Annotated in this window: 22 protein-coding genes; 5 read left to right on the top strand and 17 right to left on the bottom strand. The window is 69.1% G+C overall.

The features are described from left to right. Positions 1-37: 37 nt before the first annotated feature. From OG558_RS19600 to OG558_RS19585, 4 genes are all read right to left on the bottom strand, one after another. Positions 38-907, bottom strand: a complete 870-nt coding sequence (locus OG558_RS19600) for a deoxyribose-phosphate aldolase (RefSeq protein WP_405072183.1) — start codon at positions 905-907, stop codon at positions 38-40. Positions 908-1,293: 386 nt separating this feature from the next. Continuing rightward, positions 1,294-2,235: a 5-dehydro-2-deoxygluconokinase gene (gene iolC, locus OG558_RS19595; RefSeq protein WP_329474377.1), complete on the bottom strand. Its 942-nt coding sequence runs from the start codon at positions 2,233-2,235 to the stop codon at positions 1,294-1,296. Further along, positions 2,235-3,116: a sugar phosphate isomerase/epimerase family protein gene (locus OG558_RS19590; protein WP_405071540.1), complete on the bottom strand. Its 882-nt coding sequence runs from the start codon at positions 3,114-3,116 to the stop codon at positions 2,235-2,237. Before OG558_RS19590 ends, iolC begins: the two co-directional genes overlap by 1 nt. 46 nt (positions 3,117-3,162) lie before the next feature. Next, positions 3,163-4,161 carry a Gfo/Idh/MocA family oxidoreductase gene (locus OG558_RS19585; RefSeq protein WP_405071539.1) on the bottom strand — a complete coding sequence of 333 codons (999 nt, stop codon included), beginning with the start codon at positions 4,159-4,161 and terminating at the stop codon, positions 3,163-3,165. A gap of 145 nt (positions 4,162-4,306) precedes the next feature. Between OG558_RS19585 and OG558_RS19580 the strand changes: the two genes are divergently transcribed. Further along, positions 4,307-5,044: a GntR family transcriptional regulator gene (locus OG558_RS19580; RefSeq protein ID WP_329474374.1), complete on the top strand. Its 738-nt coding sequence runs from the start codon at positions 4,307-4,309 to the stop codon at positions 5,042-5,044. 81 nt (positions 5,045-5,125) lie between these two features. Here the strand turns inward: OG558_RS19580 and OG558_RS19575 are convergent, their stop codons facing one another. Both OG558_RS19575 and OG558_RS19570 read right to left on the bottom strand, forming a co-directional pair. Then, positions 5,126-5,464, bottom strand: a complete 339-nt coding sequence (locus tag OG558_RS19575; RefSeq protein ID WP_405071538.1) for a hypothetical protein — start codon at positions 5,462-5,464, stop codon at positions 5,126-5,128. A 410-nt stretch (positions 5,465-5,874) separates the two neighbouring features. After that, positions 5,875-6,822 (bottom strand): HNH endonuclease, encoded by a 948-nt coding sequence (locus tag OG558_RS19570; RefSeq protein WP_405071537.1) that lies wholly within the window; start codon positions 6,820-6,822, stop codon positions 5,875-5,877. A gap of 178 nt (positions 6,823-7,000) precedes the next feature. Between OG558_RS19570 and OG558_RS19565 the strand changes: the two genes are divergently transcribed. Then, positions 7,001-7,426: a hypothetical protein gene (locus OG558_RS19565; protein ID WP_405071536.1), complete on the top strand. Its 426-nt coding sequence runs from the start codon at positions 7,001-7,003 to the stop codon at positions 7,424-7,426. Positions 7,427-7,457: 31 nt separating this feature from the next. Here OG558_RS19565 and OG558_RS19560 read toward each other — a convergent pair whose 3' ends face one another. The 3 genes from OG558_RS19560 to OG558_RS19550 form a co-directional block, all read right to left on the bottom strand. Next, the gene (locus OG558_RS19560; RefSeq protein ID WP_405071535.1) at positions 7,458-8,111 is read right to left on the bottom strand and encodes a hypothetical protein; all 654 of its coding nucleotides are present in this window, start codon (positions 8,109-8,111) and stop codon (positions 7,458-7,460) included. A gap of 549 nt (positions 8,112-8,660) precedes the next feature. Next, complete coding sequence (locus tag OG558_RS19555) at positions 8,661-9,335, bottom strand: IMP cyclohydrolase (RefSeq protein WP_405071534.1); 675 nt, start codon at positions 9,333-9,335, stop codon at positions 8,661-8,663. Positions 9,336-9,381: 46 nt separating this feature from the next. Further along, positions 9,382-9,630 (bottom strand): hypothetical protein, encoded by a 249-nt coding sequence (locus OG558_RS19550; protein ID WP_405071533.1) that lies wholly within the window; start codon positions 9,628-9,630, stop codon positions 9,382-9,384. Positions 9,631-9,766: 136 nt separating this feature from the next. Here OG558_RS19550 and OG558_RS19545 point away from each other — a divergent pair, with 136 nt between their 5' ends. Continuing rightward, a complete protein-coding gene (locus OG558_RS19545; protein ID WP_405071532.1) occupies positions 9,767-10,426 on the top strand; it encodes a TMEM175 family protein in 660 nt (219 codons plus the stop codon). 47 nt (positions 10,427-10,473) lie between these two features. Here the strand turns inward: OG558_RS19545 and OG558_RS19540 are convergent, their stop codons facing one another. From OG558_RS19540 to OG558_RS19510, 7 genes are all read right to left on the bottom strand, one after another. Beyond that, entirely contained in the window at positions 10,474-15,336 is a 4,863-nt protein-coding gene (locus tag OG558_RS19540) for an NAD-glutamate dehydrogenase (RefSeq protein ID WP_405071531.1), read from the bottom strand. Positions 15,337-15,452: 116 nt separating this feature from the next. Then, positions 15,453-15,662: a ferredoxin gene (locus OG558_RS19535; protein WP_329474366.1), complete on the bottom strand. Its 210-nt coding sequence runs from the start codon at positions 15,660-15,662 to the stop codon at positions 15,453-15,455. Beyond that, positions 15,659-16,858: an NADH-ubiquinone oxidoreductase-F iron-sulfur binding region domain-containing protein gene (locus tag OG558_RS19530; RefSeq protein WP_405071530.1), complete on the bottom strand. Its 1,200-nt coding sequence runs from the start codon at positions 16,856-16,858 to the stop codon at positions 15,659-15,661. The genes OG558_RS19535 and OG558_RS19530 overlap by 4 nt, the downstream gene beginning before the upstream one ends. An 8-nt stretch (positions 16,859-16,866) precedes the next feature. Further along, positions 16,867-17,424 (bottom strand): hypothetical protein, encoded by a 558-nt coding sequence (locus OG558_RS19525; RefSeq protein WP_405071529.1) that lies wholly within the window; start codon positions 17,422-17,424, stop codon positions 16,867-16,869. Further along, entirely contained in the window at positions 17,424-18,332 is a 909-nt protein-coding gene (locus OG558_RS19520; protein ID WP_405071528.1) for an FAD:protein FMN transferase, read from the bottom strand. The genes OG558_RS19525 and OG558_RS19520 overlap by 1 nt, the downstream gene beginning before the upstream one ends. After that, entirely contained in the window at positions 18,329-18,643 is a 315-nt protein-coding gene (locus OG558_RS19515; protein WP_405071527.1) for a hypothetical protein, read from the bottom strand. The genes OG558_RS19520 and OG558_RS19515 overlap by 4 nt, the downstream gene beginning before the upstream one ends. Positions 18,644-18,734: 91 nt before the next feature. Next, the gene (locus tag OG558_RS19510; protein WP_329474361.1) at positions 18,735-19,232 is read right to left on the bottom strand and encodes a MarR family winged helix-turn-helix transcriptional regulator; all 498 of its coding nucleotides are present in this window, start codon (positions 19,230-19,232) and stop codon (positions 18,735-18,737) included. A gap of 95 nt (positions 19,233-19,327) precedes the next feature. On the opposite strand from OG558_RS19510, the gene OG558_RS19505 reads away from it, so the two are divergent. Beyond that, positions 19,328-20,323, top strand: a complete 996-nt coding sequence (locus OG558_RS19505; protein WP_405071526.1) for an NmrA/HSCARG family protein — start codon at positions 19,328-19,330, stop codon at positions 20,321-20,323. A gap of 193 nt (positions 20,324-20,516) precedes the next feature. On the opposite strand, the gene OG558_RS19500 is transcribed toward OG558_RS19505, so the two are convergent. Further along, positions 20,517-21,326 (bottom strand): hypothetical protein, encoded by an 810-nt coding sequence (locus tag OG558_RS19500; protein ID WP_405071525.1) that lies wholly within the window; start codon positions 21,324-21,326, stop codon positions 20,517-20,519. 343 nt (positions 21,327-21,669) lie between these two features. On the opposite strand from OG558_RS19500, the gene OG558_RS19495 reads away from it, so the two are divergent. Beyond that, entirely contained in the window at positions 21,670-22,629 is a 960-nt protein-coding gene (locus OG558_RS19495; RefSeq protein ID WP_405071524.1) for a sigma-70 family RNA polymerase sigma factor, read from the top strand. The last annotated feature ends 64 nt before the right edge of the window (positions 22,630-22,693 follow it).

The following is a 22,693-nucleotide window of genomic DNA, read 5'->3' as shown; positions in this document are numbered from 1 at the left end:
GTCGGACTGTGTCTTCTGATGCCCTCGCTACGCTCGGTCATGCGGCACCTCCGTGGACGAGGGCCGCGGCGTGGTCGACCGCGGCCGCCACGTCACCGTCGGGCGGGAACAGCAGCGCCCGGCCGACGACGAGGCCACGGACCGAGGGCAGGATCAGCGCCTTTCCCCAGGCCGCGTACGTCGCCTCCGGCGCGCCGGTCGGGTCACCACCGAGCAGCAGCGTCGGCAGGGTCGTCGCCTCCATCACCCGTTCGAGGTCGTCGACGACCGGCAGCTTGAGCCAGGTGTACGCGCTGGTCGCGCCGAGACCGGAGGCGATCTGGATCGACTTGATCACCGAGTCCGGGTCGAGCAGATTCGTCACCCGCCCGTCGTCGGTGCGGGTGGACCAGAACGGCTCCACCATCGCCATCAGCTTGTGGTCGGCCAGCCCTGTGACCGCGGCGGCGCTGTGATCCAGCGTGGCCACCGTGCCCGGGTCGGCCAGGTCGATCCTGGTCAGCATCTTGCCGCCGTCGAGCCTGCGGGCGGCGATCTCCTCCGCCGAGCGGTAGGCGGTGAAGCGGTCGTCGAGTTCGAAGGACGCGCCCTGCAGGCCGCCGCGGTTCATCGACCCGATGACGACCTTGCCTTCGAGCGCGCCGAGCAGCAACAGATCCTCGAGTACGTCGGGCGTCGCGAGGACACCGTCGACGCCGGGCCGTTGCAAGGCGGTCAGCAGCCGGTCGATCAGGTCGGGCCGGCTGGCCATCGCCATCCGGTCGCCGCGGACGCCGAGCGCGCCCCGCGCCGGGTGGTCGGCCGCCACGATCAGCAGCCGGCCGTCGTCGCCGACCAGCGCGCGGGTCCGGCGCTGCTGCCAGGCTTCGGCGACTCGCTCCGGATGGCGGACGCGGATCTCGGTCAACTCCGCGAGCCGGCTGCCGAATCCTTGCGCGGCCGGATACCCGGCCTGCGGTACCGGTTGCTCGGTGGGCAGGTCGACGTCCGCGATGACCGTCGTCTGGCCGTCGGGAGAGGTGGGATACGCACCAGGTGCCGGCCGGCTCCGCGTCGGCGCGGACTGCACCGCGACGGTCGGGTCGTCCGGGCCGGGGCGGTGGGCCGCGACGGTCGGGTCGTCCGGGCCGGGGCGGTGGGCCGCGGTCGTCGGGTCGTCCGGGCCGGGGCGGTGGGCCGCGATGGTCGGGTCGCCGGGGCGGGCGATGACGGTCGGCTCGTCGTCGGGTCCGGGGGCGTGGTCCGCCCGGCGGATGGGGATCTGCCGGCGGGCGTCGGGATTCGGGTCAGAGGTCATGCTTCATCACCCATGGAGGAGAGGACTTCGGCGGTGGTGGGCATGGCGGTGGAGCACTCGAGGCGGGAGGCGACGATGGCGCCGGCGGTGTTGGCGAAGCGGATGATCTTCTCCAGCGGCCAGCCGGACAGCAACCCGTGGCAGAGCGCGCCGCCGAACCCGTCGCCGGCACCGAGACCGTTCACGACCTCGACCGGGAACGGCGGTACCTCGACCCGCTCGTCCCGGGTCCGGGCGAGGGTGCCGCGCGGACCCTGCTTGACGACAGCCAGGTCGAGCCCGCGGTCCAGCAGTGCCTGGGCGGCCTTGTCCGGATCGGTCTCGCCGACCGCGACCTCGCACTCCTCACGGTTGCCGACGGCAACGGTGCAGTGGTCGAGTGCGCGGCTGACCTGCTCGTGCGCCTCGCCCGGATCGGCCCAGAACATCGGCCGGTAATCCAGGTCGAGCACCGTGATCGGCCTGCGTCCGCGCGCCTCCCAGGCGGCGAAGTGCGCCGACCGGGACGGCTCCGCCGACAGCCCGGTCACGGTCGACCAGTAGATCCGGGCGTCCCGGATCGCGTCGAGGTCGAGCTCGGACGGGTTGATGACGAGGTCCGGCGCCTTCGGGAATCGGTAGAAATACAAGGGAAAGTTGTCCGGCGGGAAGATCTCGCAGAACGTGATCGGTGTCGGCAGCCCGTCGACCGGGGCGACGAACTGATCGTCCACGCCCAGCTCGCCGAGGGTCCGGTGGATGAAGGTCCCGAAGGGATCGTTGCCGGTCCGGCTGATCACCGCCGACGTGCGCCCGTGCCGTGCCGCGGCGACCGCCACGTTCGTCGCGCTACCGCCGAGGAACTTCCCGAACGACGTCACGTCCTCCAGGTGCGTACCGACCTGCAGCGGGTACAGGTCGACCCCGATCCGCCCGATCGTGAGTACGTCGTGCGCCATCAGACCCCACCCGCGATCGCCTGCAGGTGCTCGATGCTGCCCCGGACGTCGGCCACCGGTCCCTCGTCGGCCGGCGGGCCGGCCAGGATCGTGTCCTGCTCGAGCACGTACCAGCCGTCGTACCCGGCGTGCTCCAGCGTGGACACGATCGTGGCGAGGTCGATGTCACCCGCGCCGAGCGGGCGGTACATGCCTTGGCGGACGGCGTCGGTGTAGCTCACCTCGCCGGCCTGGACCTTCGCGGCCCACTGGGCGTCGACGTCCTTGAGGTGGGTGTGCTTGATCCGTCCCGTGTTCCGCAGCGTCAGCTCGACCGGGTCGACGCCGCCGATCAGGAGATGCCCGGTGTCGAGGGTGAGTCCGATCGACGAACCGCGCAGGACGCGATCGACGTCGTCGGCGTTCTCGACCATAGTGCCGACGTGCGGGTGGATCGTGGCCAGCACGCCGCGATCCGCGGCCAGCGCGGACAGCTCGTCCAGGTTGGCCAGCAAGGTGTTCCAGCCGGCCTCGTTCAGCACCGGGCGATCGTCGTACCCCTCCTGGCCGGTCGCGGCGGCGAGGACCAGGGTGGTCGCGCCGGATGCGACGAAACCTTCGAGGGCCTCGGCCACCTCGGCGGACGGATCGTGCGCCGGGTCGTGCAGGACGACCGGGACGAAGCCGCCGACGGCTCGCAGGCCCAGGTCGGCCAGGGTCTTCGCCTTCTCGGCCGGATCGTCGGGCAGGAACCCGTCCGGGCCGAACTCGGTCGCCGCGATACCGACCTCACGCATCTGGGTGAGTACCGTCCGCGGGTCGTACTGCCAGCCCCACCCCGGGACCTCGCAGACGCCCCAGGAGATCGGGGCTCCGGCGATCCGGAGAGCAAGGTCAGTCATCGGCCGATCTCCTCTGTTGTCGATGCGGGCTTCGAGCGCTCGTAAATCATGCGATCTCGTCGAGAGTGACGACGCGGTTCTCGCGGCGGGAAAGTTCGCAGGCGTCCGCGGTGCGGAACGCCTGGTAGGCGTCGCGGACCGTGCACGGCACCTCGCGGGTGCCTGCCACGACCTCGGTGAAGGCGGTCAGCTCGGCGACGTACGCCGGGCGGAACCGATCCATGAAGGTCGGATGCGGCGCTCCGCCAGGGAAGGTGACACCGGCCTCGGCCGAACGCAACGCGGTGTGCTCGTCCAGACCGACCGCGATCGAGCCGAGGCTGCCGAGGATCTCCATCCGGACGTCGTGGCCGGCGGCGTTGTACCGCGTACCGCTCACGGCGACGAAGGTGTTGTCGTCGAGGGTGAGCAGGGCGGCGGCCGCGTCGACATCGCCGTAGTCGCTGAAGAAGGACTCGCCGCGGTTCGCGCCGGTGGCGAAGACGCTGACGACCTCGCGGCCGGTGACGTACCGGATGATGTCGAAGTCGTGCACGGTGCAGTCGCGGAAGAAGCCGCCACTGGTCGGGATGTACTCCTTCGCCGGCGGGAACGCGTCGTTCGTGTTCGCCCGGATGTGGTGGATGAACCCGAGTTCTCCGGACCGCACCTGCGCGGCGGCCGCCTGGTACCCGGCGTCGAAGCGGCGCTGGAAGCCGATGTGCACCGGTACGTCGGAACCCTCGACCAGCTCGACCACCCGTCGGGTCTCGGCGAGGTCGATGGCGACCGGCTTCTCGCAGAACGTCGGCAGGCCGGCCGCGACACCGGCGGCGATCAGGTCCGCGTGCGCCGTGGTCGCGGCCGCGATCACGAAACCATCCAGCCCGCTCGCCAGCAGCGCCTCGACGTCCGGCGCGAACTCCGCACCCTGGTCCTTGGCCACCAGTTCGGCGCGGCTCGCATCGGCGTCCGCGACCACCAACTGGTCCACCGCCGGCAACGCCTTCAGCGTCGCGGCATGGAACGCCCCGATCCGTCCCACCCCGACCAACCCGATCCGCATCCGTAGACCTCTCTGCTCATGCTGCCGCGGTACGGCCTTGTGCTCGTTGCCCGCAACTTTCCCGGCCGACGGAAGAGGTGTCAATAGTTTGTTAACACATTTTCACGTCGAGACATACATACCTTCCTCATGTAACATCCCCGCCATGGTTGCCCTTCCGGTCAGCATCGATCGGACCAGTCCGGTGCCGCTCTATCACCAACTGGCCGAGCAACTGACGGCTGCCATCACCGGTGGCTCACTCCACCCGGGCGACGCGTTCGAGAACGAGATCGCCATGTCGGACCGCCTCGGCCTGTCCCGGCCGACGGTGCGGCGGGCGATCGCCGAGCTGGTCAACCAGGGCCTGCTGATCCGCCGCCGCGGCATCGGCACCACGGTCGCGAACCAGATGGTGCACCGCAAGGCCGAGCTGACCAGCCTGTACGACGACCTGGAGCGCGAGGGCCGGACGCCGCGGACCGAGGTGCTCTCGCTCGACTGCGAGGCACAGGACGACCGCGCCGCCGCGGTTCTCGAGCTCCCGACCGGAACGCCGCTGGTATCGATCGTCCGGCTCCGGTACGCCGACGACCTCCCGCTCGCGATCATGCGCAACTGGTTGCCTCCGGCACTCAAAGACCTGAGCCTCGAGGAACTCACCAGCACCGGCCTGTACGCCGTACTCCGGGCCCGCGGGATCCGGCCCACGGTCGCCCGCCAGCGGATCGGCGCCCGCAACGCCACCGCCGACGAGCGCCGCACCCTGCACATGTCCAAGGCCGAGCCCCTCGTCACCATGACCCGCTCCGCGTACGCCGCCGACGGCTCCCCGGTCGAATACGGGAACCACTGCTACCGAGCCGACCAATACTCAGTAGACGTCGTCGTCTCCGAACGCTGACCGGGTATCACTCAGGTCAGCACGACATACAGGCGGGACGCCTCCACGGTCGAGTCGGCGTAGGTCTGCACCGGCACCGGATCAGGTGACCTGGACCTCGGTGGTGGCAGCCGACAGCGCGTCCGAGATCTTCAGTACGCGGCTCTTCACCTCGAGCTCACCGGCGAAGATCTGGACGCCGGCGGCGTCGCCTGGCGAGTCGACGACGAGCACGGTCACCTCGCCCTCGCCCTCGCCCGCGTGCCGGACGCGGACGACCAGCGCACTGGCGGCGACCGCGACCGGCTCCTCAGGCGAGTCCCAGGATGGGATCTGCTCCGTCGACTCCGCGTCGGTGATGAGCAGCACGCCATACGGGAACTCGGCCTCCAACTCGGCCTTCAGCACCGGGAACTCCTCCTGATCGTTGTCGAGGTTCACAGTTTGCCCTGCCGGATCAGGTTGATGATCCACAACCCCTGCGCGTTGCTGCAGGCCTGACAGTGCGGATACAGGACCTGCGGAGTACCCGCCGGAACCGTGCGGGAGACCGGCTGGTGATCACCGATCCAGTTGCAACTCTTGGTCCCCGGCGAGCTCGCGCCGCAGGAGTGACAGCCGACTGGTTGCCGGCCGGGTCCAACCTGTAGGTGTCGTCCTGCTCGGCCTGGGTCTACGCGACTGAGCAGTGTCTGAGGCCCTCCGATCAGCGTGGTGAGCATCAGCCGGATCCAGGCCTGCCTGCAAGCCGGTTGCTGTCGGCCGGGCTGCCGGCGGCTGATGCGAGCCCGGCGCAGGGCTCGCGGGCCGGGTGTCCCAGCACAACCTCGCTCCTGGGCCTGCCGCCGGGCTTACGCCGCGGTGGTGGCAGCGCCACGAAGCTCCGCGGAGTCGCCCCATGGGTCGAAGGCGCCACGGGTATCTGTGCGGGGCTTGCTGCCGCGATCAGCGTCCGGGATTGGATCCAGGGCATCGCCCCAGACATCGACGCCTGTACTCACCAGCCGATTGTCGGCCGGCTCGTTCTCGGCCGGCTCAGTAGGTACGCCGCGAATCCTGTCGCCGGATCCTTCGCCCCACGGATCGACGTCGGTGGCGGATGAGCGCGGCCGGGCGCGCACGGGTCGTTCGTCGGGGGTGTCGCCCCAGGGGTTGAGGCGTGCGGTGTCGTCGGCGGTGATCCAGGGTGGGTCGGTGTCGCGTGGCCAGGCGCGGGTGACGGGGCCGCCCGCGGCTCCGCCGGTCGTGGATGCGCGACCGGTGGTGGCGTCGGTTGTGGGTGGGTGACCGGTGGTTGGGTTGGTTGTGGGTGCGCAGCCGGTGGGTGCGCAGCCGGTGGTTGGGTTGGTCGTGGGTGTGCGACCGGTAGTTGGGTCGGTTGTGGGTGCGTGACCGGTAGTTGGGTCGGTCGTGGGTGCGCGGCCGGTGGTGGCGCTGGTTGTGGGTGTGGCCGGGGGTGGGTGGGGTGTGGTGGTTGGTGGCCGGTATCTGTCGCGGGGGACGGGGCCGGGGGTGGCCCAGGCGGGGCGGGCGACCTCGACGATGCCGTTGGTGATCTGGATGGTCCAGTGGCCGGCGTGGAGGTCGCGGTGACAGCGTTTGCACAGGAGCACGAGGTTGGTGATCTTGGTTTCGCCGCCGTCGATCCAGCTGATGACGTGGTGGGCGTCGCAGTAGATGGGTGGGGCGCCGCAGCACACACACCCTTTGTCGCGGGTGATGAGGGCTTTGCGGATCGGGCCGGTGGCGAGCCGCACGGTGGTGCCGACGTCGAGTGGCTGGGAGTCCGAGCCGAGCACGATCGGGAGGATGTGGGCGTCGCAGGCCAGTCGGCGGATGGTGGCCGCCGACAGGGCGTCGCCGTAGATCAGGTGGCCGAGTTTGTCGGCGGTGGCGGCCTTGAGGTCGTTGTAGTCGATGGTGACGGTGATGTGTGGCTTCGAGCCGTGCCCGGCAGCGGCCCCGCGCCCTTGACGGTTGCCCGCGCTGCCCGCGCTGCCCGCGCTGCCCGCGCTGCCCGCGCTGCCCGCGCTGCCGGCGCTGCCCGCGCTGCCGGCGCTGTCCGCGCTGTCGGCGCTGTCGGCGCTGTCGGCGCTGTCGGCGCTGTCGGTGGTGGTGGTCGCTGCGGGCGCGGTGTCGGCGGTGTCCGTGGGCGCACTGGCGCTCGCAGAGGCGGCTGTGGCGGTGTCTGCGGGCGCGGCGGCGCGTGTGGTGGCGGCCGTGGTGGTGGAGGTGGCGACTGTGCCCGCTGTGGGGTTTGTGGTGGTGAGGAGGGTGGTGAGGGCGTCGGCTTGGCGTTTGGTGCGGGGGCGGGGGTCGGGGGCGCCGTCGATGGTTTTGTGGGGTTTGGCGTGGGTGTGGATGAGGGTGCGGAACAGTTCGGCGTTGTCGTTGGCCAGGTAGCCGGTGAACGCGACGCCGTTGGCGGCGTTCTTCAGGGTGAGCGACTCGCGGTCGTAGGCTTTTGTTCGGCGGGTTCGGGGCCGTCGGTGTCGAGGCGGTCGCGGACGAGGCGGCCGGCTTTGCGCAGGTCGAGGGGGCCGTGGGTGCGGCCGAGTTCGACCAGTTGCTGTTCGGCGACCTGCAGGTCGTCGGCCGGAACGGTGGTCGGGATCTTGTCCAGCGCGGCCACGATCGCCTCGGCCTGCGCCGGATGCAACAACACCCCCACCCCCGCACAGGTCCCGCCCGCACCATCCACACCCGCACCATCCGCAGCCGCGCCGTGCTCGCCGTCGCTCCCATTCCTGTCGCTCGTGTCGCTGTCGCTCGCGTCGTCGTCGGTCAGGTCGCTGTCGCTGGCGCCGGTATCGGTCGTTGGGTTGTCTGTCAGGGGGTTGGGGTCGGGGAGGGCGGCGGCGACGGCGGGGTATTTGGGCAGGGTGGTGGCGAGGTGGACGTCGCGGCGGGCCTTGGTGGGGTCGATGCGGTAGCGGAAGGTGAGTAGCCGGGCGGTGGTGCCGGCTCCGAGTTCGTGGGCGTGGCCGGTGGTGTCGAGGCCGGCGATGAGGTGCAGGGCGAGGGTTTCCAGGCGGGCGATCTCGGCGTAGGTGGCGTCGAGAGTGGACAGCATGTCCATGCCGCTCATCGACCACACCGGTCACTGTCCGAGAATCTCCATACACAAACTGTAGGCGGCGCCGCCGACAGTTTTCAAACCCGGATGCCCTTGTTTTCAAGGGATTTCGTTCACATGAGGTTGTCCACAACCGCCCCGGGCTCTGGACAACCGCTGGAGTGACACGAGCTATTGCGTTACCGCTGGTGCCTCGCCAGGAAACGTCGAGGTCGTTACCGCACTCGCCCTCCGGCCGGGTCAATTTCAGGGGAGAACCTCGCAAGTGCACCCTTCTACCCACCGCATACCGGGGGTGAAGGGACCAGATCAGGGGTGAACCCCGCGCCGGGCCGCCAGGACGGGCTTCGAGGCGGTGATCACTCCGGATTACCTCCCAACCTTGCTTCACGCGGCACTAGAACGCACGGCCGACATGACTGTTGTCGTCGGCAACAACTTTGACCAGTGCACCGATGTGGGGTACGTCTCGGTCAACCAGCACACCACGACGGTCAAGCGGCACGTCGTCGCCTTCTCGGTCCTGAGTGGCTTGAGTCCGGCCTTGACCGGCCGCACCGGTCAGCGCTGGATCGCGTCCGCGAAGCTCGGAGCGTCGAGCGGCACTACAAAGAGGGCGACGCGCAGTCCCGGGTCGAGCCGGCCCCAGACGAGATCGGCGACCGACGTCCAGGCGGTGTCGGTGGACACGACTTCCGGGATGCCGGAGGTGATCACGCCGGCGGCGGTTCCGGCGTACGTGCTGATGGTGACGGCCGTGGCAGGTGGCAACTCGGGGATGTACAGCGACGGATGCTGCACCAGGTCCTCCGCGCCGGGTAGGGAGCGGGCCGAACCGATCGTGATGCCGGTCCCGTCGGTCGACGCGGTCGCGAAGATTCGCGGAGTCCGGATCGGCGGATCCGGCTCGTAGGCTTGGTCGCGCAGGGCCAGCTGCAGGTCGCGTCCGGCCGCGCGCGCCTCCGCCAGTTCGCTGACCTGTGTGCCGTTGCCGACGACGATCCAGCCGTCGCCACGGACGGCGGCGGTGTAGTGCCGCAGGTCGTCGGTGGATCCGCCCGAGACGTCCTGTACGACGATCTCGTCGGCGGACACCACCAGCTTCCGCTGCTTCGACGCCGGACTGCGCCCGGTCAGCCAGTACGCGGCGAACCCGGCACCGTCCCGGTCCCGACCCAAGGCGAGACCGCGCCCTGGATACTCAGCCGCGCCAACCAGGTTCTCGAGTCTTCGCACACCCCGCATTATCGCAAGCCGGGCGACGAGGTCGGCGCGGCGACGGTCAGGCCTGATTCGCGATCAGGGTCCGGACCAGGCGGAGGCCGACGGACAGCTGGGCCAGCTCCGGGCCATCGGTGTCGACGATCTCCTCGAGCATCGACGCGGCCCTCGAGAGAGCGATCGCGTTCTGGTCCTGCCAGGTGATGACCCGGTCCTCGGGCTCGGCCGAGGCGTCGGTCGTGGCGTCGGTCGTGGCGTCGGTCGTGGCGTCAGTCGTGGCCAGCACCTGACGGGTCAGCCGGGCGTGCACCGCATGCAGGTCGTCGGCGCAGCGCGGCGCGCAGGTAGGTCATCGCCGTACCCGAAAGCTCGCGAACGTTCCTGCGCTCGTGTTCGAGGTCTAGCGTCGATGCTGAACCGAGCAGTGAGCCAGGAGGGGGAGAACCATGGACCAGACGCAGGAACTACGTCAGTACGATCGCCTGCACGATCCGGCCCGGGTGTTGGCCTTGAGCGATGGGGTCATCGCTATCGTCATCACGCTGCTGGTGCTGGAGATACATGTGCCGGAACTCACCGGGGGTCAGGACCTCGCCGAGGCGTTGCACGAGATCCGACCTTCACTCACAGGGTTTGTCATCAGCTTCATCGTGACCGCGATCGCCTGGGCGGGACACCGCGACCTCTTTGCGCTGATCCGGAGGACGGACCGCACCCTGGTGTGGCTGAACATCCTGTATCTGTTTCCGCTCTGCCTGTTGCCCTTCGGTGCGGCACTCATCTCTCGCTACGACCGAGAGCCCGTAGCGCTCCGGCTGTTCGGGCTCCTGCTCGTGCTGATAGCGATTACGCGGCTGATCATCTGGTCGTACGCAACGAACCGACGGCACCTGCTGTACGAACCCATCAGTCGTCGCACCAAGACGGCGGTGGTACTGATCGTTGGCGTGCAGATAGTGCTGTACGTGCTCGCAGTCCTGATCTCCGAAAGCGCACCAGTGGCCAGCTTGGTGATCTACGCGGGGGTCCCCATCCTCTACTTCATCGCCACGTTCGTCGATCGTTCGACGGCTCCTCCAGGGGCGGTGGAGGACGACTTCACCTGAGTTCGGCCTGATTGGGCTGGTCGAGGGTGATCCACCTGTGGTTGCTGTCAGGCCTGATTCGCGATCAGGGTCCGGACCAGGCGGAGGCCGACGGACAGCTGGGCCAGCTCCGGGCCGTCGGTGTCGACAATCTCCTCGAGCATCGACGCGGCCCTCGAAAGGGCGATCGCGTTCTGGTCCTGCCAGGTGATCACCCGGTCCTCGGGCTCGGCCGAGGCGTCCGTCGTGGCCAGCACCTGACGGGTCAGCCGGGCGTGCACCGCATGCAGGTCGTCGCGCAGCGCGGCGCGCGCCATCGTCTGCCACCGGTCGGTGCGCGGCAGGCCGATGATGCGTTCCAGGAAGCGGCCCAGCTGCAGCCGCTCGCCGAGCGCGAAGTGCACCTTGGCGACCTCGAGGATGTCGATGTCGTCGCGCGACGCGGTCTCGACCACACCAAGCCCCGCGTACGCCGGTGGCAGCACCGCGATCCGGGTCGCGAAGTCGGGCGAGACCCCCTTCTGCACCAGGGCTTCCCGGCGCTGCTCGAACAGCGCCAGCTCGCGGCCGCGCAGCAGCTCGGGCAGTGCCGCGGTGAGCTTGGCGATGCCGGGACCGAAGAACTCGATCAGGTCGTCGATGTCGAGCGGTGGGCGCCGGTTGCTGACCAGCCAGCGGGTCGCGCGCTCGACCAGCGTCCGGGTCTCCAGCCGCATGTGCGTCTGGACCGCCGCGTCGACGACGTTGTCCAGCTCGGCGTTGCGGGACAGCAGCTCGGGCTGCGAGAAGATCCGCGACGCGGCCAGATTGCAGCGCACGACGTCCTCGACCGACCCGCCGGTCTCCAGCGAGAGCCGGTGGAACGCCGTGATACCGGAGGTGTTCACGAACTCGTTCACCACCTGGGTGGTGATGATCTCGCGGCGCAGCTGATGGCCCTGGATCTGCTCGCCGAACCGCTCCTGGATCGCCTTCGGGAAGTAGCTGGCCAGCTTGTGCGCCAGGAACTCGTCGTCCGGCAGCGACGTCCTGAGCAGCTCCGCCTCCATCACGATCTTCGTGTACGCGATCAGCACGGACAGCTCCGGCGAGGTCAACCCGCGACCCTCCGCCTTGCGCTTCTTGAACTCGGCCACGCTCGGCAGGAACTCGAGCTGCCGGTCCAGCAGTCCTTGCCGCTCCAGCCGCCGTACCCAGTCCTGGTGGACGTGCAGCAGGGCCGGCGCCTGCGCGGTCGCATTGGCCAGCGCGATGTTCTGCCGGTAGTTGCTCTTCAGCACCAGCACGCCGACCTCGTCGGTCATCGAAGCGATGATGTCGTTGCGCTGCTTCTCGGTCAGGTCGCCGTCGGCGACCACCTTGTCCAGCAGAATCTTGATGTTCACCTCGTGGTCGGAGGTGTCCACGCCGGCCACGTTGTCGATGAAGTCGGTGTTGATCCGGCCACCACCGGCGGCGTACTCGATCCGGCCGAGCTGGGTGAAGCCCAGGTTGCCGCCCTCACCCACCGCGCGGGCGCGCAGCTCGGCGCCGTTGATCCGGATCGCGTCGTTGGCCTTGTCGCCGACGTCGGCGTGCGACTCGGCGGTCGACTTGACGTAGGTGCCGATGCCGCCGTTCCAGAACAGGTCGACCGGCGCCTTCAGGATCGCGTTCATCAACTCGGCCGGCGTCAGCGTCGCCGGACTGCCCTCGAGACCGAGCACATCGCGAACCTCGGCCGAGATCGGGATCGCCTTGTCGGTCCGCGGGAAGATCCCACCACCGGCGGAGATCAGCGACGCGTCGTAGTCGGCCCACGACGACCGCGGCAGGTCGAACAACCGCCGCCGCTCGACGAACGACGTGGCCGCGACCGGGTCGGGGTCGAGGAAGATGTGCCGGTGGTCGAACGCCGCGACCAGCCGGATGTGCTCGGACAGCAGCATCCCGTTGCCGAACACGTCACCGGACATGTCGCCGACGCCGACGACGGTGAAGTCCTCGGTCTGGCAGTCGTGGCCCAGCTCGCGGAAGTGCCGCTTGACCGACTCCCACGCGCCGCGGGCGGTGATGCCCATCGCCTTGTGGTCGTAGCCGACCGAGCCACCGGAGGCGAACGCGTCACCCAGCCAGAAGCCGTACTCCTTCGCGACCCCGTTCGCGATGTCGGAGAACGTCGCCGTGCCCTTGTCGGCGGCAACCACCAGGTAGGCGTCGTCGCCGTCGTACCGGACCACGTCCTTCGGCGGAACGATGTCCCCGGCAACAATGTTGTCGGTGATGTCGAGCAGCCCGGAGATGAACGTCTTGTACGACGCGATGCCCTCGGCCAGCCACGCGTCCCGGTCGACGGCCGGGTCGGGCAGCTGCTTGGCGTAGAACCCGCCCTTCGCACCGACCGGCACGATCACCGAGTTCTTCACCATCTGGGCCTTCACCAGGCCGAGCACCTCGGTGCGGAAGTCCTCCCGCCGGTCCGACCAGCGCAGCCCGCCGCGCGCGACCGCGCCGAAGCGCAGGTGCACACCTTCGACGTGCGGCGAGTACACGAAGATCTCGTACGCCGGCCGTGGCTCCGGCAGCTCCGGGATCGCCTTCGGCTCCAGCTTCAGCGAGATGTAGGACCGCGGCCGGCCATCCGGGCCGGGCTGGTAGTAGTTGGTCCGCAGCGTCGCCTTCATCACGGTCAGGAAGGACCGCAGGATCCGGTCCTCGTCCAGGCTCTTCACCGTGTCCAGCGCGGCCAGGATCTCCTTCTCGAGCTGATCCGTGCGCATGGTCCGGTCCGGGTCGTCGGCCGCACCGCGGGCCGGGTCGAAGCTGGCCTCGAACAGGTGGACCAGAAGACTCGCGATGTCCACGTGGGTCAGGAACGCGTTCTCGATGTAGCTCTGGCTGAACGGCGTACCACCCTGCCGGATGTACTTGCGGTAGGCGCGCAGGATCGACACCTGGCGCCAGCTCAGGCTGCCACGCAGTACCAGCGCGTTCAGCGCGTCGGACTCGGCCCGGCCCTCCCAGACCGCCTGGAACGTGTCGGAGAACAGCCGGCGCAGCTCCTCGCGCTCCTCGGTGTCCTCCGGCGCCTTCAGCCCGAAGTCGTAGATGTACGCCGCGGTGCCGTCGTCGCAGCGGATCTCGTACGGGCGCTCGTCGATCACCTCGACACCCATGTGGGTCAGATGCGGCAGTACCTGCGACAGGGAGAGCGCCGTACCGGTCCGGAAGACCTTGAAGCGGCGTTCGCCCTCCCACTCCTCGTCGATCGGGCTGTAGAGCGACATGGCCAGGCCGTTCTCGGCCGGGAGGCCCTGCAGCACGTTGACGTCGTTGACCGCGACGCGGGCGTCGAAGTCCTCCTTGTAGGCCTCCGGGAACGCGTTCGCGTACCGCCGGGCCAGCTGGGTGACCGCACCGTCGCCACCCTGCGCGTGCAGAGCCGCGGTGAAGTCGTCCGCCCAGGCGCGGGTCGCTTCGATCACCTTCTGCTCGAGCAGGTCGGCGTCGTACTCACCGACCGTCTCGCCCTGGCTCATCCGGACGACGAAATGCACGCGAGCGAGCACGGACTCGGTCACGTAGGCGGCGTAGGTGACGGTCTCCGCGCCGATGGCGTCCTTGAGGATCTGCTGCATCTTCAGCCGGACCGCGGTCGTATAGCGGTCACGCGGCAGGTACACCAGGCAGGACAGGTACCGGTTGTAGACGTCCCGCCGGACGAACAGCTTGACCGCACGCCGCTCCTGCAGGTGCAGCACGGACTGCACGATCGGGAGCAGGTCCTCGACCGGCGCCTGCAGCAGCTCGTCGCGCGGGTAGGTCTCGAGGACGTCGAGCAGACCCTTGCCGCTGTGGCTGTTGGGGTCGAACCCGGTCATCCGGAACAGCTCCAGCGCCTTGCGCCGCAGCACCGGCACCTGCATGACGCTCTCGGTGTACGCCGTCGACGAGAGCAGACCGATGAACCGGCACTCCCGGACCGGCTCGCCGTTCGCATCGAACTGCTTGATGCCGACGTAGTCCAGGTACGTCGACCGGTGCACGGTGGACCGCGAGTTGGCCTTGGTCAGGATGAGCAGCTTCCGCTCCTGCGCCCGCGCGCTCGCCTCGGGCGGGAGCTTGCCCGACCCCGGCTTGGGGTCCGGCCGGAGGATGCCGAGCCCGGTCCCGGGCCGGCCGCGCAGGATGCCCTGGTCACCCTCCATGGTGAAGTCGTACTCGCGGTAGCCGAGGAAGGTGAAGTGTTCGTCGGCCAGCCACTCGAGCAGCTCGCGCGCCTCCTCCACCTCGTTCTCGCCGACCGGCAGGTCGGCCGCGTTCAGCGACTCGGCGATGGAAACCGCCTTCTCGTGCATCTTCGGCCAGTCCTCGACCGCCTCGCGCACGTCGTGCAGCACCTTCTGCAGCTCCTGCTCGAGGGCGCGGTGCTCGGCGGAGTCCGCGATCCGTTCGACCTCCAGGTGCATCCAGCTCTCCCGGACCAGGTCGTGCCCGTCCGTCGCCTCGGTGTCGTCGAGGACCTCGTGCAGGGTGCCGGCGATGTCGCGGCGGACCACGAACTGGGGATGGATCAGCAGCAGCAGCTCGATGTTGTGTTCGGCGATCGCCATCGCGGCGCTGTCGACCAGGAACGGCATGTCGTCGATGACGATCTCGATCACGGTCCGGCCGTTCGCCGACCAGCCGTACTCCTCGAGGGTCGGCGTGAAGACGTGCACCTTCGCCGTACCCTGCGGGCGGGACATCGCGGTCTTGTAGTGATGCCGTGCCGCGCCCAGACAGTCGTTCGGCTGCCGCTCGGCCACGTCCTCGGCGGCGACGTACCGGTAGTACCGCTCCAGGAAGGTTTTCAGCTTCGCCGGATCCACCGACTTGTCGTGCCCATGTGTCCCCGCGGCCACCGCCTTGGCGAGCACATCCGCCTTCTGGACGTCCAGCTTGCTCTGCATTCCCCACCGTCTCCACACGTGACCTCGGCGCGGCTCGTCGCCGGACCGCACGACGTTGTGCGGTCACTCAGAGACTAGTCCACCTTTGTCACTGGTGTGATGTCGGGACGAGCCTGTCACACCCGCTTGACCGGTCCGTTCAGCCGCAGTGCCAGGGCCGGGCAGGCCAGGACTGCGCGGCGCGCATCCGGCACCTCACCGGCGGTGAGCTCGCGACCTCTCAGGAGCGGGAATCCCCACTCGTCGAGGACGATGTCGTCCGGCAACAGGGTCGCGCAGAGGCCGTGCCCGTCGCAGCGCGTCCAGTCGATCTCCAGCTTGTTCACCACGCACCTCCCGGGACCGGCAGGACTCCCCGGACCGGCCTTCCGCAACCGCCACCGGCGAGGTGCAGCCGCACGTCTTCACCGAACACTTCGAGTGCCGATCCGAGGAACCGCGCCGAGCCGTCCGGGTGCGCACAAGCGCCCCGGCCCGGGATCAGCCCCAGGTGCCGGTGAGCGTCGTACCAAGCGGCCGGATCGCCCTTGACCAATCTGTCGAAGTCGTCGACCAGCGACGCCAGTCCGAACACACACGGACCGCACTGCCCCGCCGACTGACTTGCGAGCCACCGAGCGACCCGATGCACCTCACCGAGCGGGCAGGTGTCCGCGCCGAGCGCCAGGATGATGCCCGCGGACACTTCCGGTCGCTGCAGTGTCAGACCATCGGTCCGCGGCAGCCAGCGGCCGTGGTACCCGCCGAGCAGCACCGGCCCGGGTTCCGCGCCGGCGAACTGCAGCACTGTGTCCAACGGCACACCGGTCGGGGTCTCGATCACACCAGGCCACTGCACAGCCCCGTCGATCGTCAGCAGCTGCGTGCCCGGCTCGCTGATCAGTCCGGTGTCACTGAACCCTCTGGCCCCGAGCCGCGCGAGTACGGCGAGCTGCGCGAACGTCTCCACGTTCGACAGGAAGGTCGGGCGCCGGTGGTAGCCCTTGCGCGTCGGCAGCACCCTCCGACCGGGCGGTACGGCGGGACCGCCTTCCAGCGCACTCAGCACCGCACGGGCCTCGCCCGCGACGAAGCGGCCTGGTGTGTCGGTGACCTCGATCGCCAGACCGTCATCACGCTCCATCAGTGCCTCACGGACGGACATGGCCGCGGCCGCGTCGTGGACGGCGATCAGCACGTGGGGCGCGCCGAGCGCGTGAGCCAGGCTGGTGGCGCCGTCCAGGACGAGGTGTGGCGCGAGGGTGAGGAGCAGGCGGTCCTTGCGGCTGACCGGCTCGCTCTCCGAGCCGTTGACGACGACAGCTTCGACGCCCTTGGCCGGCAGGTCCGCGAGCTTCAGGGCGACCGGAAAGGCCGCGCCGCCGCGTCCTCTGAGCCCGACAGCTTCGGACAGCTTTGTGTAGTCCTCGCGAGTGAGGTCCGGCTGGACTCCGTGGATCCAGAGGTGACGCTGCCGGTCCAGTCGGCCCTGGTCGAGTCCGGCCAGCACTCGGGCCTGACCGATGACTCTTGTGTCTTGCATGGTCATCGTCATTGGGCCCTCCAGGCACGGGCAAGGTTCGGAGACGTGGTGGCGCGGACGCGGTAGGCAGCGGCTGCACCGACCGCGGTCAGGCAGCCGATGGTGATGGCGAGCATCCACGGCGTACCGCGGTCAGTGCCGGCCAGGAGTGCGTGCCCGATGGAGAGCAGCCAGCCGACCGACGCGGCGATGTGGATCGTCCGCCAGTGCTTGGCGAAGGACGCTGACCGAGCCAACCGGCCTCGTGCGGCCCCGACGACAGATGTGAGCACGATCCCGTAGAGGGCGAGCACGCCGACCACCATCGCGAACGGCCGATAGCCGGCACCGAACGGCCAGAGCAGGACCGTCGGACTGATAGCGACGAAGCTGTCGGTGATGACAGCTATGACGTGAGTGGTCAGCAGGACCAGCCCGGTGGCGGCGGCCGAGCGGTGCACGTACTGCAGCCAGAAGCGGCGCTCCGGCCGCCGACTGCCTGACATGACCATGCCGAGGGCGGCCGACAGGGTGAACATGATCATGGCGACGATTCCGGCCGCGCGGGCCAGGTACCACAGGGTCATCAGGCGGCCCTGCTCGCAGCCGGCCAGCCCGACAGCTCGGTGACCTCACCGTCGTCGGCGACCAGCCGGGCCGGGTGACCCGCCAGCGTCAGTCGCCCCACGGCCGACTCGCCAGTGGCGACAAGCGCCGTACTGAAGGTATTCGCGCGTACGGCGGTCGGAGCCCAGACGGATGCGGTTCGCCAGGGGCCGTCCGCGGGGCGTCCGGTGCGCGGGTCGATGACGTGGTGCCCGTAGCCGGTCGGGGTCTGCCAGCGGCGTACTGTCCGGGTCGACGTGGTCAGGCCGCCGTGCGCGAGGCTGACGAGGACTCCGGAGTCTCCGGCGCGCTCGGCGACGGTGATGATCCAAGGCTCGGCCGGCTTGCCCGCGGCTCGCAGGTCACCACCGATCTCGACGAGGACTGCACAGCCGTAGCGCTTGCTGAGTACCAGGGCTGCCCGGTCGGCGGTCCACGCTTTGGCGGTGGCGCCGAGGTCGAGCGCTGAGTCCTTCGGTACGCCGAGCAGGGCGAGCTTGCGGTTGAGCTGGACGCTCTGCCAGCCCGGGACCGGCTTCGCGTCACCGGTCGGCTGCGGGAATCTCCGCCGTACCGCCTCGATGTCTTCGTCGTAGCCGGCGGCGATCAGGGCCGAGCCGACGGTCGGGTCGACCGCGCCGCCGCTCATCGAGCCGGCCACCAGGCTCACGTCGACGAGGTCGACGAGCAGCCGCGAGACCGGCACGAGGGCGCCGGCCCGGTTGTTGACAATCGACAGCTCGGAGTCCGGACGGAACCGGCTGGCCGCCTTGTCGACGCGATCCATCAGGGCCTTCAGCTCACCGCACGCGGCGCCGAGGACGGCGGGGTCGTCAACCGTCAGGCGGACCGTGCAGCTCCAGGCCGACCAGGTCCGGGACGCGGTCATGATCCGTTGCTCCCACCCTGCGACGTGGAGCCCGACCCCGCCGAGCCCAGCCCACTGCCCGAGCTGTTGGAGTCGTCGGAGCTCGAGCCGGAGCTGCTCGAACCCGAACTGCTGCTCGAGCCGGAGTCGTCGGAGCCGGTGGCCGTCGTACCGGTGTTGCCGGAGTTGCCGGAGCCGGAGTGTCGCGCGGACACGACGGCGACGGACAGCCCGGTACCGCCGATGCCGAGGACCGCGGTCGCGATCGCTGCGGCCGACGCCCGGCGCAGCCAGCGCCGGCGGGGTGAGGAGAAGGCATCTGTGGTGACCATGGCCTCAGCCTCGCCGGAGGCGCCTCAGCCGCACTCCAAGAGAAGGTCAAGCGACCATCAAGTCCTGCTGAAAGCTCTCTGAGAGCTCTCCTCAGGATGCGTCGAGACCGCTGACCGCCGGCGGGCAGTCGGTGTGGCAGTGCTTGCCGATCGCCTCGACGATGTCTTCCGACACCTCACCGAGCACCGCCAGCCGGTCCGGGCCGAAGACGTCGACGAAGAACTCCCGGACCCGGGCCGCGTGGGCCGGTGCGCAGGCCTTGATCGCGGCCCTCCCCGCCTCGGTGATGGCGATCTCGGGGTACCGCGAGTCGCAGGACTCCTTGCTGATCAGGCCGCGCTTCTCCATCCGGCTGAGGTGGTGCGACATCCGGCTCTTCTCCCACTGCGTCAGCTGACCCAGCTCGAAGGCGCGCATCCGGCCGGTCTCGGACTCGGACAGGTTGACCAGGATCTCGAAGTCCGACTTGGACAGGCCGAACTCGCGCTGGAGATGCCGCTCGAGGTGCGTCTCCAGCGTTTTGTGCATGAGCAGATAGCTGCGCCACGCCTTCTGCTCGTCGTCGTCGAGCCACGGTTCCTTGCCCACGACCCCCATCCTACCTGGTCGGGTTGACACATCAACCAGACGAGCTACGATCGATCGAGTTGACACATCAACCCGACCTCTGGGAGTTGCTGGATATGAGTGAGAAGAAGCTGATCGCCGTCGTCGGAGCCACCGGAGCGCAGGGCGGTGGACTGGCCCGGGCGATCCTCGACGATCCCTCGCACGAGTTCGCCGTACGGGCGCTGACCCGGAACCCGGACTCCGCCAAGGCCAAGGAACTCGCGGCCGCCGGCGCCGAGGTGGTCGCAGCCGATCTGGACGACGAGGCGAGCGTGCGGGCCGCCTTCGACGGCGCGTACGGCGCTTTCGTGGTGACGAACTACTGGGTCGAGCGGACTCCCGAGCAGGAGGCGGCCCGGTCGCGCGCCGAGATGGAGCTCGCCCAGGCCGAGAGGGCCGCGCAGGCCGCGCGCGACGCAGGCGTCAAGCACCTGATCTGGTCGACGCTCGAGGACACCCGGCCGTTCTTCGCCGGCCGGGACGACGTACCGAGCCTCGACGACGGCCGCTACAAGGTCCCCCACTTCGACGCGAAGGGCGAGGCGGACGCGCTCTTCACGAAGTACGGCGTACCGACGACCTTCCTCCGTACGACGTTCTACTTCGACTCGCTGATCAGCGGGATGGAGCCGGTCCGCAACGCCGACGGCAAACTGATCCTCAACATGCCGATGGCCGACCAGCCCCTCAGCGGAATCGCCTCGGAAGACATCGGCCGCACCGCACTCGGCGTCTTCCGCCGCGGCCCCGAACTGATCGGCCAGACGGTCAGCATCGCCGGCGACCACCTGACCGGCGACCAGTACGCCGCAGCCCTGACCGCGGCCCTCAAGGACACCCTGGGCGAGGACATCACCTATCAGCCCCTCACTTGGGACGAGTTCCGCGCGCTGCAATTCCCCCTGGCAGTAGAAATCGCCAACATGTTCCAGTTCTACGCCGAAGACTCCGCCCGCTTCACCGGCGACCGCGACCTCACCAAGGTCCGCGACCTCAACCCTGGTTTGCAGTCCCTCGAAGACTGGCTCACCAAGCACAAGCACGACTTCAAACTCGAGCCAAGGCTGTAAGTCAACTGGTGCGAGGGCAGCTCGACGAGCTGCCCTCGGACCAGGCGCCCGTGCTCACGAAATCGCGACGCTGACCCTCGTTCAGCAGCAGTCCACGGAGCAGCGACGGAGCCAACGGCAGATGAAACGACCAGGTGGCGGCAACTGGCAGCCCCTGGAACCGTGGAGACTTCCACGCCTGGCTGATAATCAATCAGCCGGCGTTGGAGTCGAGCAGGTATGTCGTCAACCGGTCGTGGCGCCGCTGCCGCAGTCGGCCGGCCACCCACAGTCCGAGCCATCCGACCACGAGCGCCGTCGCGCAGATCATCAGGGCGTCTGCGACGAACTGCGGCTGCGTCAGCTGACGCTCGGGGGCGTCGAAAAGCCACTGTGCCGCGACAATCGACGGGAGGACGACCGTCGCCGCGATCGCCGGCACCACCAGGTACGGAGCGACCAACAGGATCCCCCAGCGTATCGTCGTCCGCCGATCGCTTCGATGCTGCCGGCGCCATCGCAGCGGTCGCGGGTTGTACGGGAACACGAGGCCGAGCCAGGCTGCCACGGGCAGGATCCCGAGCGGCAGGATCACCAGAACTACGCAGGCGGCGACGACCTTGACGGGATGCTGGCCTTGGACGCCGATGACGAGAGCGATCAGAGCGCACGGTAACCCGACGAGCGATGCGAGCACGAGGCAGCGGGCGGTGAGCCACGTCCGGAACGCCGCGCCATCGTTCAGGACCGACACCGCCTTTCTGTGATCGTCGCCCACAACGTTTGTGGACGGCGTATCCGCAAGCATCCAGGTAGCCAGGAGGACCGGAAAGGCCAGCGGCCCGTGCAAGGCAAACAGCCAGTCGTGAATCTGAGGTGGCAGGAGGAACCAGGCCGCCGTCATCAACAGCGCGTTGCCGATCAGCGCGGCCGGCAGCTCCCACGGCGGCCGGAACACACGGCGGTATGTCTCCGTCACGGCACGCCGGAACGACACATGCCCGAGCGCTGAGGGACCTCGCATGGTAGGCATCATGCCGCTGCCGACCTGGATGACGCCATCACGGACGGATAAGCGGCGATCGGCGGTCGAAGTCGAAGCTGATGCACGGCGGACAGTGGGCTCGCCAGCCTATTGCCTGCTATCCGGTCGCGACGCTGAAATATCGCTGTTGCCGAAGTTCGCAGGGGCACTTGCCCAGCGGCCACGGTGCGGACAGCGCTACATGGCCGACGTTGATGAATGCTCCGTCCTGGAACTCTCACGACCATCGGCTGCGTGCGTTGGCCGGCACCCAGGGCCTCGCCGAGCTGCCCTCGAACCGGTTTGTCCATGCCCATCAAGTCGCGACGTAGCCTGGGAAGCTGTGACGACGAGTGTCGAGTTCACCGAGCTCACCGGGACGTACCGCCGCGAGTTGCTCGCGCATTGCTACCGCATGCTCGGTTCGATCGACGAGGCCGAGGACGTGGTGCAGGAGACCTACCTGCGGGCGTGGCGGTCGTACGACGGCTTCGAGGGCCGGTCATCGGCGCGGACGTGGCTGTATCGCATTGCCACGAACGCCTGCCTGACCGCGATCGAGCGTCGTGGCCGCCGACCGTTGCCATCGGGTCTCGGCGCCCCGAGCACCGACCCGGACGTGCCATTGGTGGCCGGACCGGAGGTGGCGTGGCTTCAGCCGTACCCGGACATTCTCCTCGGTGACCTCCCGGACGACCCCGCGGCGGTGGCGATGTCGCGAGCGGGGATCCGGCTCGCGTTCGTCGCCGCGTTGCAACATCTCTCGGCCCGGTCCCGCGCCGTACTGATCCTGCGCGATGTCCTGCAGTGGTCGGCTGCCGAGGTTGCAGAGTTGCTGGGCACAACCCCGACCGCCGTGCACAGCGCGCTGCGGCGGGCTCGGGCCGACGTGGCCCGATCGACGCCGGTCGTCGACGACGTCGCGGAGCCGGGCGAGGCGGAGCGGCGTGGACTCGTCGAGCGGTTCGCGGCAGCGATCGAGCGTGCGGACGCCGCCGCGGTGGCCGAGCTGCTGCGCGCGGACGCCACCCTGGAGATGCCGCCGCTGCTCACTTGGTTCGCCGGCCGCGATCCGGTGGCCCGCTTCCTCGGCGCCAACCTGCTGCTCGAGCCCGGTGGTCTGCGCACCGTCCGGATCCGGGCCAACGATCAGGACGCGCTGGGCGTGTACTCACGCGGTCCCGATGGCGTCCACCGCGCACACGCGGTGATCGTGCTGACCGTCTCTCCCACCGGCATCACGCGCATGGTCGCGTTCCAGGATTCCGCCCTGTTCCCGGCGTTCGGACTGCCGTCCGAATAGAACTTTCGCTGCGCACGACGAATCGGCGGACCGGTGCGGGTCTGTCTGTGTAGGTCGTCCGACG

The organism is Kribbella sp. NBC_01510 (assembly GCF_045040325.1).
Lineage (GTDB): Bacteria > Actinomycetota > Actinomycetes > Propionibacteriales > Kribbellaceae > Kribbella.
This window is presented reverse-complemented; position numbering and strand designations above follow the sequence as displayed.

What these genes read in the sequence shown, in the direction of transcription:
- iolC (WP_329474377.1), bottom strand. Translation starts at nt 2,235, where the DNA reads ATGGCGCACGACGTACTCACGATCGGGCGGATCGGGGTCGACCTGTAC.
- OG558_RS19590 (WP_405071540.1), bottom strand. Translation starts at nt 3,116, where the DNA reads ATGACTGACCTTGCTCTCCGGATCGCCGGAGCCCCGATCTCCTGGGGC.
- OG558_RS19585 (WP_405071539.1), bottom strand. Translation starts at nt 4,161, where the DNA reads ATGCGGATCGGGTTGGTCGGGGTGGGACGGATCGGGGCGTTCCATGCC.
- OG558_RS19580 (WP_329474374.1), top strand. Translation starts at nt 4,307, where the DNA reads ATGGTTGCCCTTCCGGTCAGCATCGATCGGACCAGTCCGGTGCCGCTC.
- OG558_RS19560 (WP_405071535.1), bottom strand. Translation starts at nt 8,111, where the DNA reads ATGAGCGGCATGGACATGCTGTCCACTCTCGACGCCACCTACGCCGAG.
- OG558_RS19545 (WP_405071532.1), top strand. Translation starts at nt 9,767, where the DNA reads ATGGACCAGACGCAGGAACTACGTCAGTACGATCGCCTGCACGATCCG.
- OG558_RS19540 (WP_405071531.1), bottom strand. Translation starts at nt 15,336, where the DNA reads ATGCAGAGCAAGCTGGACGTCCAGAAGGCGGATGTGCTCGCCAAGGCG.
- OG558_RS19530 (WP_405071530.1), bottom strand. Translation starts at nt 16,858, where the DNA reads ATGCAAGACACAAGAGTCATCGGTCAGGCCCGAGTGCTGGCCGGACTC.
- OG558_RS19525 (WP_405071529.1), bottom strand. Translation starts at nt 17,424, where the DNA reads ATGACCCTGTGGTACCTGGCCCGCGCGGCCGGAATCGTCGCCATGATC.
- OG558_RS19520 (WP_405071528.1), bottom strand. Translation starts at nt 18,332, where the DNA reads ATGACCGCGTCCCGGACCTGGTCGGCCTGGAGCTGCACGGTCCGCCTG.
- OG558_RS19515 (WP_405071527.1), bottom strand. Translation starts at nt 18,643, where the DNA reads ATGGTCACCACAGATGCCTTCTCCTCACCCCGCCGGCGCTGGCTGCGC.
- OG558_RS19505 (WP_405071526.1), top strand. Translation starts at nt 19,328, where the DNA reads ATGAGTGAGAAGAAGCTGATCGCCGTCGTCGGAGCCACCGGAGCGCAG.
- OG558_RS19500 (WP_405071525.1), bottom strand. Translation starts at nt 21,326, where the DNA reads ATGCGAGGTCCCTCAGCGCTCGGGCATGTGTCGTTCCGGCGTGCCGTG.